Genomic DNA, 1,640 nt, shown 5'->3' with positions numbered 1-1,640 from the left:
AATGCCGCGCATTCACTATTTCTCTTGTTGCTTTTCCAAAGAATTCGCATCTATTGTCGCCTGGTCGTTTAGATCAACAGCAATAGCCGCTCGAACGCCTTTCCACTTCTCTGCGACAAAAAGTGGATTGACCACCAGCCAATACAATTTGCGCTTCCACGAATATTGATGATCCTGCAGGATGAACTTTGAGCCTAATGTATAGGCACGAATCATCTGCTTAATAACGAATGCCATGGAAATTGGATCCATTGTTTTGCCAACACGCCGCACACCGACAATCTCATCAAACATACGTTTCTTGTAATCACGTAATTTAATCTCATTGGTATGCCATACATTGGCTCTTGGCGCATAGGCTTTGACATAACCGTGTTTGACAAGATCCTCGCCAAACTTCTGATCCTCCGCATATGGCACATCCTGATACGGAACGTCTCCAAGGAGCACAGACTTACGTGCCGCTGAATTAACGTCTGAGTAGAACGTAACTAGATCAAAAACTTGTTGAGAGTCAATAAAGTCATCCTCATAGAAAACCGTTGTTCCGAAGTCTGGACCAAACTGCTTAAAGGTTCGTATTATTTCTTCTTTGAGCAGGGGAAGAGCATTGGGACGAGGATCCTGCTTACCCATGACACCGGCAACTATAGGGAATCGCTCCATCGGTTGAATAATCTCATACAGCCATCGATCATGAGCGGGTGTTGCATCCTGTGTCAGATACACAACATACTCACCCTGGGCCATTTGAGCTGCCTGTTGACGTACCCTTCCGTGTGAGAAATCAGGCTTTGCAATGGTTTCATACCGAAAATGCTTAAACTTAGGCAACCAAGCTTTAATAATTTCGGGAGTACGATCTTTTGAGCTCGTATCGATAACTAGAATCTCATACTCAAAATCTGTCTTCTGTTTCAACAAGCTTTCAAAAAGCTCATCAAGATTGTCTTCACCATAATAGGTAGGGATGAAAACAGTGGCTTTAATCTCACTCATGGTTGACAGTAGTCACCTCTCGCATGATAATTTTCGCAAACTTCTCATATGACGCATCCCAAGATGAGCTCTCCGCACTCTTGGAGATACGCTGGCATCTTGCTTCAATGTCAGGATCAGAGACAACTTCATCCAATCCTTTGGCCAATTCGATTGGCGAGTCCAACGTGTAGACAATGTCTGAGTTCTCTCCGATTACTAAGCGATTGTTCTCCCCATCGTTCATCACAGGAACACATCCTGCGGCAAGCAACTCAAGAGGGAGAAGCGATGCATTCGTTAGGGAAAGCACCAAACATGCTTGAGAGTCATGGTAAATTGAAGAAAGTTCCGCAGGACTGATGATTCCTCGATTTTCGTAGGGGAATGGAATGTCATAGTCAGACACATCCCAACCAAAGAAAACGATATTGTAGTCAGGGTGCATTTGATGGAACTTCGTCAAAGTCAAGACGCCGATTTCAAAGGCTCGCCTCTCAGTTACAGGTCTTGCATAGAAGCAAATCTGCTTCTTCTTTGGAGTTTTCTCAGTAGGACGATAGATATCTAGGTCTGCGCCAAAGTCGAAGAAATCAGCTTTCATGCCGTATTCTCCGACCTTTTTCGTCAGCCAACATCCAGCTGTAATACCGTAAATACCG

Annotated in this window: 1 protein-coding gene and 1 pseudogene; both read right to left on the bottom strand. The window is 44.3% G+C overall.

Features of this window, described 5'->3' with window-relative positions; all coding sequences use genetic code 11:
* Window positions 1-15: 15 nt before the first annotated feature.
* Window positions 16-999: a glycosyltransferase family 2 protein gene (locus tag AB5287_RS09945; RefSeq protein ID WP_022173935.1), complete on the bottom strand. Its 984-nt coding sequence runs from the start codon at window positions 997-999 to the stop codon at window positions 16-18.
* Window positions 992-1,640: pseudogene (locus tag AB5287_RS09940) on the bottom strand (glycosyltransferase family 1 protein); the annotation flags it as partial. The gene AB5287_RS09945 and the pseudogene AB5287_RS09940, both read right to left, overlap by 8 nt.

It is taken from the genome of Bifidobacterium sp. RTP21102st3_E2_RTP21102_210122, from assembly GCF_040916945.1.
In the GTDB taxonomy this organism is placed as follows: Bacteria; Actinomycetota; Actinomycetes; order Actinomycetales; family Bifidobacteriaceae; genus Bifidobacterium; species Bifidobacterium longum.
This window is presented reverse-complemented; position numbering and strand designations above follow the sequence as displayed.

What these genes read in the sequence shown, in the direction of transcription:
- AB5287_RS09945 (WP_022173935.1), bottom strand. Translation starts at nt 999, where the DNA reads ATGAGTGAGATTAAAGCCACTGTTTTCATCCCTACCTATTATGGTGAA.